Source organism: Chloroflexus sp. MS-G (assembly GCF_000735195.1).
GTDB lineage: Bacteria > Chloroflexota > Chloroflexia > Chloroflexales > Chloroflexaceae > Chloroflexus.
This window is the reverse complement of sequence record NZ_JPIM01000154.1, coordinates 1-8,007: the sequence shown is the minus strand read 5'-3', so window position 1 is coordinate 8,007 and position 8,007 is coordinate 1. Positions and strand designations below refer to the sequence as shown.

The following is an 8,007-nucleotide window of genomic DNA, read 5'->3' as shown; positions in this document are numbered from 1 at the left end:
TAGAATGTCTCCAATACTACCTTGTCGTGTAGTCTACAAAGGAATAGTTACCGGTGAATTACCAGGAGTTGCCAGAACAACCGGCTACAACACGATAGACACCCACTCCAGACTCACGCTATACTGAAAATATCTCATACCCTACCTCAAAAGGAGTTCACGATGGAACAACCGCAGCGACATAACGGCCCAGATATGGGCAATCATCTCACCTACTGGAGCATTATTGGGATGACATTACTGCTCTGCTTTGCCTGGCTGCTAACCGGAAGCGTGGTATTGACCCTGATCATTATCGTGCTCGGTTTGCTCCATCTGGCGCAATTCTTTCCCGACGCCGAGGAACTTGTGCGCGCCGATCCAATCTTGCTGACGATCCGACGCTTCTCGTTGCTGCTGGTGATTCTGATCACAGCGATGGCGCTTCTCATTCGCTACATTCGGTTGTAGAATTTAGACATTTTGCACAAAATATTTCCGGTTTTAGTTGTTGAAATCATCCAAACCTTCTGCTATGATGCAGGCAAACGGCCATCAGGCGATGGCTACCCTCAGGTTCAATGAAGAGCTGATCGGGTATTGCGGTGCAGCAGCGCGGAGGTTTCCATGGAACTGCAAGGCTTTTTGCTCGGATTAATCGGTTGGGCAGCGACGGCAGTCTTGGCAATTGGTGCCCGACAACTATCGGCGCTTGAACAACGCGCCGTGATCGTCTGTAGCTGGCTGGTTTGGATGATTCCCGGTTTGGGGACATTTGTACGAACTGGAATTCTCACCATTGATGCAGCAGCTCTCTTTATTGGGATTTCGACAGTTCTACTCGCTGCGCTGCTGCTTATTGGCGTTCGGGGCCGAACGCGCGCCCGCTAATATGGTAATGCGCCTCACCAGCTCGGCAAAGAGGAGTCTCCGGTTAGCCGGATGCATTGTGGCAAGCTTTGGGAATGACAACGACCGCTTCTGCTCACACAACGGCGGTCGTTTCTCTTTGTGATCATCTCTCTTTACCCCACTGCTGGTCAGTACAAGCAAAGCAGGTGCGGAACGACTATCTCTGTGTGCAGGAACATCAGAAAATGATGAGGGGCGGATGCGAAACCCGCCCCCTCATCACCATCATCATTTGTCGACTCGTCTAGCGATACGGCCGGAGCGCGCCGACAAAACGACTCGTCCAGTAAGACCCCCAAATGCTAGAGATTTGCACACCGTAGGCCGGTGACATCGCGTGCACCATCTGACCGTTGCCGATATAGATCGCAACGTGTGAAATACCACGCGACCTACCGGTTGCGTAGAATAGGAGATCGCCAGGAGCGAGATTGTTCAGACTACTGATCACCGCTCCATACCGAGAATTAAACTGAGCGGCAGCAGTACGAGGTAAATTCACGCCGAACTGCCGATAAACATAGGAAGTAAGCCCGCTGCAATCGAAACCGCTGCGTGGGCTAGAGCCACCCCACACGTAACGATAGCCAACGAATTGAACTGCATAGCTGGCAACATCACCACTGGCCGGGATATTGACCGGACCGGTATTCGCCAACCGACTGCGATTCGGTAAAGCTGGAATATCATTGGTGTACGGAACCCGCCGGGCAGCCATCGGTGCAACCCGTAACAGTTCGGCGTAGATCCAGGCTTTCGTACCGTTGGCCAGCTCAACCCGATACCAATCCTTATGTCGGGCAAGCAGTTTCACTTCGGTACCGGCATTAACGGCGCCAATCCGCTCATACGCAGAGCCGGGACCTTTGCGCAAATTGACCGAATTTTCCAGCACGGCACCGACGAGCGGTGGATTAGGATCGGGAATAGAGGCCGCAACCGGAACTCGTTCAACCACACCCGGCGCAATAGTGAGGAACTCTGAGGTCACCCAGCCGTATAAGCCACCGGTCTCAACCAGAAACCAGCCGTTGTACTGCTCAACTAGATTTAGCTCCGCCCCAGCAGAGAGTTTCTTCATACTGACGTAATTGGTACCAGGACCATCACGAAGGTTCAGACCCTCTTCCCGCACGGTCGCCACGCGCGGTGGCGGCGGCGGCGGAATATTGGCCTCGGCGACCGGTTTGAGGTTATAAAAGACCGCTTCAGGCAGATCAACCAACTCAGCCGCAATCCAGCGCAGCGTGGGATCATCGGCAGTACGGAAGCGCAACCACTCACCATAGCGACCAACGACCTCAATCGTAGCTCCGGCCGTGATGCGGGCTACATCATCGTAAGCCAGACCAGGACCATTCCGAACCTTCGCTACATCGGCAGTTACGGTTGCCGGCACGATGAGCGGTGCATTGATTTCACTGCGCGAGAGGATGGTCAGCGGTACCGGTAATGCCTCATCGACGTCAAGTGGTGGATCGCCCACCACCTCACCATTCCGGCGTCTATCAAGATTGAGTGGGCCGGGAATAATGATCGGTACAGCACCACTAATTTCTACCGGTGCTCTTGTTGGCGCCATCACTGCTGGTTTTACCGGTCGTAGTGGCAACTGCCCTAACAGGAGGGCAACCGGAAAGAGGAGCGTGACTACCGAATGGAGGAGATACCGGACGGGAAGCTTACGAATTCTGTTTTGCAGTTCTGGTGCAGTACGAATGAACGAAGCAATCGTCGCAAACGGTCGCGACAGTTGTAGATACCTACTCCGATAGTGAACAGCACGTTCGCGAAGACGTTGAAGTTCTAATGGAAGTAGGTCAGCCGAGCGATCGTGTTGTAGCTCAATCATGGAGCGTTTTTCCTCTTTCTCGCTGCCAATCGGCCAGTGTACGGGTTTTGAACCACGACCACGCACCTGGTGGTACTGGGGATTGGCAGGTTGGGAAGCGAAGCCGACTGAGTGGGCCTTATCAGGAATGTATCAGTCGCACTTCAGCTTCTTATCGGCGTTCACACTGTGTTGTAGAACATATGTAGTAGCACAGCGTAGCGTCGCAAAGGTATCGAAATAGTAATATATCTTTCGCTATTTGTCAAGAATTGCCAACAAGCACACCAATTTGTTGCTCTATAATGCGAAATATCGCTTACGTGAAACTATGAACTGATGTTTGAATATTAAACATTCTACAGAAAAAAAATACATTCCGACAAAGAATATACCTATCGTTGTCTGTTACCGGCGCATATTCTATCAGACAGGTATTTATCAGATACGGTGTATGAAGCTGATACGCACGTTCAGTGCAGCAATGTCTGCCAGTACATAACGGTTGCCTATAGCCATTCGCCAGGTTCGGGTGATCGATCACCGGTAAGGGCCATCACCCTGAAGCCCATCGTTTGCGCCTGACGAACCAGGGCCAGTTGCTGCCCATACGGAGCCACCACGATCAGACGCCGACACCCATCAGCACGAGCACTCGCCAGCAGGCTCGTTACGCTATCGAGGTATCGTAGTCGTTCGGTACCAACGCCGCTGTGTATGAAATCGTGAGCGACCAGATTCGCCTGCGATCCGGCCAGGTAAGCGTACTGCACTGCCTGAGCTGTTAACAAATCGTGCGCTTGTGCTAGCGTTTCCACATCAATGCCATCGGCAGCGTTGATAATCAAAGCATCAGCACTCAGAATAGCCGACTCTGGCAGTGGTTGCGCGGTTGCCCATAGGGTTGCCACAACCAGAGTACCCACCATAGTGAACAGCCAACTTCACAAAGAGATGTAAGATTGCTGGAACCATCGAATCATGAACTATGACACATCATTCAATAACTCAGCTAAGAGCGAACGCACTTGTTGAATGGTAAACGGTTTCGATAATATCGCATCAACCCCGCGCAAGCGCGCTTCATGACGATCAATCTGCTCACTCCAGCCGGTTACCAGCACAATGCGTACCAACGGATCAATGCGGCGAATCTGGGCGGCAACGTCCCATCCCGATAGACCCGGCATCCCAAGATCGGTACAGACGAGCTGATACTGACCGGCGCTGAACCCATCCAGCGCATCCTCACCGGAGGCAAAAGCATCGACGTGGTGGCCGATCCGTTGCAAAATACGTACTAATACATTACGCACTGCCTCCTCATCATCGATAACTAGAATGTGAAGGGCTGGTGTGCCAGCCGGCGGTCGCGACTCTGGCTCAGATACCGGTGGCGTACCAATCGGTAGTAAAACTCGAAATCGTGCGCCTGCCCCCGGCGCACTCTCTACCTCGATCCGTCCACCATGTTGCTGCACAATCCCGCGCACGATGGCCAATCCCATTCCTGTACCGCGAACACCTTTGGTTGAGAAGAACGGTGCAAAGATTTTCTCGTGAAGGGCTGGATCAATACCAATACCGGTATCTTGCACTTCTAGCATAACGGCAGCTTCACCTAACAGTCGTGCTGGGGCAAGCGACGTGCGCAGCGTGATCGTACCACCGTTCGGCATGGCATCAATGGCGTTCAAGATGAGATTGATCACAAGTTCACGCAACGCCGACGCATCACCGGCAATCAGCGGTAGCGGGGCCAAATCGGTATGCACTGCGATAGGCACACCACGGCTCTGCACCTCGTCGCGCCACCGCGGTCGGGTGAGGGCCAGACTTTCTTCAACGACCCGATTCAGATCAACTGCACTATCCGGTGTCGAGCGACTGGTTTGGGCAAAGCCCTGCAATCGCCTGACAGTGGCAGTACCATCAAGCGCAGCTAACTCTATGGCGCGCAACCCCTCTTCGAGGTGGGGATCATCGGTTTCCTCAAGTAATAACTGAACGTGACCAAGGATGCTCGCCAGTAAATTATTGAAGTCGTGAGCCACCCCACTCGACAATTCACCAAGTGCACGCAATCGGTCACGTTCAATTAACTGTTCACGGACTCGCTGTAATTCAGCGTCATGGGCGAGATTGGTGATAGTGACACCGATCAGATGTGCCATCGCCATCACCAGTTCAAGATCGCCCTGACCAAAGATACCCTTTACCGCACTCTCAATGATAATGATCCCAAAGACACGCTCGTCAACCAGGATGGGCACGATCATTTCGGCAGCCGTGGCCGGTAAGCTGGGATGAAGGACATACCGTGCATCACGGGTAACGTCATTCACAATAGCCGGTTGACGATGTCGAACGACCCAGCCGCTAATCCCCATTGTAACCGGTCTTGGCGGAAATGTCTGTGGATCGAGTTTAAGCTGACCACAGGCTGCACGCACTTCCAGATGATCTTCGACGACAACACTGATCAAGACCTGATAATAACCGAACGATTTATGCAGGAGTTGAGCCGCCTCGTGGAGCAACCGATCAACATCGCGCAAGGTCCCGATCCGCACTGTAAACTGCTGGAGAACCTGGAACTGACGTGCTCGTTCCTGGGCTTCACGTAGGAGACGGACATTATTAATGACCACTGCAATCTGTTCACCAAACATCTGCGCGGTGGCAATATCTTCTGTAGTGAAGGCGTCAGGTGTCCATTTGTCAATCGTTAGCACGCCAATCGTTGCCTGATCGACTTGCAGCGGAACCCCTATCCACGAGCGGATAATGTCGCTATCGGGCACCTTTTGCCAGTTCGACAGACGTTGAACGTCAGGATAGTAGATTACCGTACCCATTTGCCGCAATTCGTTGATCAGCGAACCAGGTCCGGCGTAAAGGGTCACTTGATCGAATTTCGACTGTAGACCACGTTGAGCAAGTAAGCGCACATACTCTTTATCGTGCACGACGAAAATACATGCCGAGTCGAAATTGATAAACCGCTGAAGTTCGACGAGGATTTCATCGAGAACGCTGACCTGATCGATGCGGGCATTGGTCAGCGTTACCAGACGGTGCAATGCTTCAGATCGAACCTGTAGCTGTCGTTCGTATGCTCGTTGACGGGCATACATTATTTGACTGGCGGCAAACGCCAGCAGATCGGCGTCGCTATGCGTCCAGTAGTGGCCTGGAAGACAGGCTACCAGCCAGGCCGGTAGGCCATCGAAGCGTATATCTACAATCAATGCGCCATCGTGCCGCCAACGCTCAAAGTTCTCGCTGGTAACGGGAAGACCGTTATTATCGAACATTGCACCACTGGAGGTACTGGTAATCAGTTGCGGCCTGACTCCCAAGACAGCAGTCAACTCGTGCAATATATTGGCAATTGGATCGTGAACGGTCATGCTGGCGAGCAGAATCCGTTCGCGGGCCATGGCCCGGCGCAGCATCTGGGCAGTGTTAGCGTTGTCGATAGCAATCGCCGCCTGATCGGCAAAGATCGAGATGGTCTCAATCAGCTCTTGACTAAACGGTACCGATCCGATAAACCGGGCCAGACTGAGCGCACCGCAACAATGATCGCGCACAATCAGAGGAATAGCCAGAATCGCTGACGGATGCCGATCAAGCTGTTGAATGTAACGTGGATCGTTCACCGGATCGGTGAGCTGCAGAATCTGGCGATTGGCGACCGCCCAGCCGGCCACCCCTTCGCCAACCCGCAGACGGAACGTGCGCTTATGATCTGGTTGGCTTTCAAGACCCAGAGTTGCTGCTGTTGTCAACCATTCGCCTTGCTCATCGAGTAACCAGATTGAGACCACATCGGCTTCACTCAGCTCACGGGTGACAGCCAGCACGCGCTGTAAGACATCACCTAAATCAAGCGACGAGAGCACTGTCTTGCTCGATGCCAGAATTGTAGCAATTGGTGATGTCAGGCCAGAATTGCCGCTCGGATTGGTTGACTCAGATAGGTTCGTCATGATTCTCATTATACTCAGCGCGGTGCTTTTCGGGGACTTTTTTACATTTTTCTCACAGATCGTGTAACTTTTGGCCGCTTTCTACGATTTATTTATGAGACCAGTAATTTGCTGGGGGCAAGTCATAGCTGAAGGAGGACGATGATGCGCAGCTTTCGGGGTACGGTCAATCGGGTAGAGCTGATCGGGCGGCTGGGGGCCGATCCAGAAGTACGGCAAGTAGGCAATGGCGTTACCGTTTGCCGCTTCAACCTAGCTACCAATCGACCGGCAGGCAGTGATGAGCAAGGTAAACGTCTGAGCGAAACTGAATGGACAACCGTGGAAGCGTGGGAACGGTTGGCAGAGGTGTGCGGAAACTATTTGCAAAAAGGGCGACGAGTGATGGTGATGGGCAGTCTGCGAACAGATAGCTGGCATGATAAAGAGAGTGGTCAACCACGCTCACGGACTTATGTGCGGGCAGAGGAGGTTATCTTCCTTGATGGAGGAAATGGCAAACAGGATAACGATCAAGAGGAAGAGTAGGTGGGTGTAGCTGAACACGTTCTTGCCGCATCTCAATCCTGACGATGCAAGCCGTGTCTGATCTTACCGACCGCATGCGTCGGCGTGTAGAGGGGGACAGAGGTGGAATTGGCACACTTCGCAGTTAGTGCGCTGTTACCTGGTGCTGCATGAACACAGTGGTGGAGGTAGAGTAGATGACGGTACGTGCGTGAGCATGGCAGAGATAGAGTGGATCAGGGGCGGTTCGTGAACCGCCCCTCTAAAGAGGTAGGGTGGTGATCACTGGCGCACGGCACATTACCGGGCACATCCATCGTGACACCGCTGCACTCATCCACCGAGGTTCGTTGTGCGGGGATAAAGTATCGCATTGCCGCACCTCGCGACTCCATTGGCATTAGGCTGATTGTCCATCATGTTCCAAACCATCGCCTGAGTTTCATCGGTTGTGCGGTGACGACGATCATTCGGACAAGCTCATCGTAGCTGGTGCATAGCACAAACTACATCAGCGTGCGCCAGCGAGGAGTTCCAAACCCATCCCTCACTCCGCCACTGCTGCTGTCACTGCGCGGTTACTAAGAGCCTATCCGAATAATTATTTCACAGTACAGCGTATGAAACCTGATAGATGTATGGGCGCAGCGGCGCTGCGCCCCAACCGATCTTCTTCTGCGACAGGGTATTCCGGATAGACTCTAAAGCGAAGCAGGAATGGAACGGTTTCCATTCCTGCTATGAAGAAGAGGCGCGATAGTATGTATCACTTTAACACGAGCA

At 52.9% G+C, this 8,007-nt stretch carries 6 protein-coding genes; 3 read left to right on the top strand and 3 right to left on the bottom strand.

Translation table 11 applies throughout. The features are described 5' to 3' along the window. Positions 1–162: 162 nt before the first annotated feature. Positions 163–450, top strand: a complete 288-nt coding sequence (locus JE47_RS0118545; protein ID WP_031461180.1) for a hypothetical protein — start codon at positions 163–165, stop codon at positions 448–450. A gap of 156 nt (positions 451–606) precedes the next feature. Next, a complete protein-coding gene (locus tag JE47_RS0118540; RefSeq protein ID WP_031461179.1) occupies positions 607–870 on the top strand; it encodes a hypothetical protein in 264 nt (87 codons plus the stop codon). A 265-nt stretch (positions 871–1,135) separates the two neighbouring features. Here JE47_RS0118540 and JE47_RS0118535 read toward each other — a convergent pair whose 3' ends face one another. From JE47_RS0118535 to JE47_RS0118525, 3 genes are all read right to left on the bottom strand, one after another. Beyond that, positions 1,136–2,743 (bottom strand): C40 family peptidase, encoded by a 1,608-nt coding sequence (locus JE47_RS0118535; protein WP_031461178.1) that lies wholly within the window; start codon positions 2,741–2,743, stop codon positions 1,136–1,138. Between the two features lie 488 nt (positions 2,744–3,231). Next, positions 3,232–3,651, bottom strand: a complete 420-nt coding sequence (locus tag JE47_RS0118530; RefSeq protein ID WP_031461177.1) for a hypothetical protein — start codon at positions 3,649–3,651, stop codon at positions 3,232–3,234. Between the two features lie 57 nt (positions 3,652–3,708). Continuing rightward, a complete protein-coding gene (locus JE47_RS0118525) occupies positions 3,709–6,717 on the bottom strand; it encodes a GAF domain-containing protein (protein WP_236631303.1) in 3,009 nt (1,002 codons plus the stop codon). Between the two features lie 141 nt (positions 6,718–6,858). Here JE47_RS0118525 and JE47_RS0118520 point away from each other — a divergent pair, with 141 nt between their 5' ends. Further along, entirely contained in the window at positions 6,859–7,245 is a 387-nt protein-coding gene (locus JE47_RS0118520) for a single-stranded DNA-binding protein (RefSeq protein WP_236631302.1), read from the top strand. Positions 7,246–8,007: the final 762 nt, after the last annotated feature.

Excerpts from the sequence above, each read along its gene's own strand:
- JE47_RS0118535 (WP_031461178.1), bottom strand. The coding sequence starts at position 2,743 with ATGATTGAGCTACAACACGATCGCTCGGCTGACCTACTTCCATTAGAA.
- JE47_RS0118530 (WP_031461177.1), bottom strand. The coding sequence starts at position 3,651 with ATGGTGGGTACTCTGGTTGTGGCAACCCTATGGGCAACCGCGCAACCA.
- JE47_RS0118525 (WP_236631303.1), bottom strand. The coding sequence starts at position 6,717 with ATGACGAACCTATCTGAGTCAACCAATCCGAGCGGCAATTCTGGCCTG.
- JE47_RS0118540 (WP_031461179.1), top strand. The coding sequence starts at position 607 with ATGGAACTGCAAGGCTTTTTGCTCGGATTAATCGGTTGGGCAGCGACG.
- JE47_RS0118545 (WP_031461180.1), top strand. The coding sequence starts at position 163 with ATGGAACAACCGCAGCGACATAACGGCCCAGATATGGGCAATCATCTC.
- JE47_RS0118520 (WP_236631302.1), top strand. The coding sequence starts at position 6,859 with ATGATGCGCAGCTTTCGGGGTACGGTCAATCGGGTAGAGCTGATCGGG.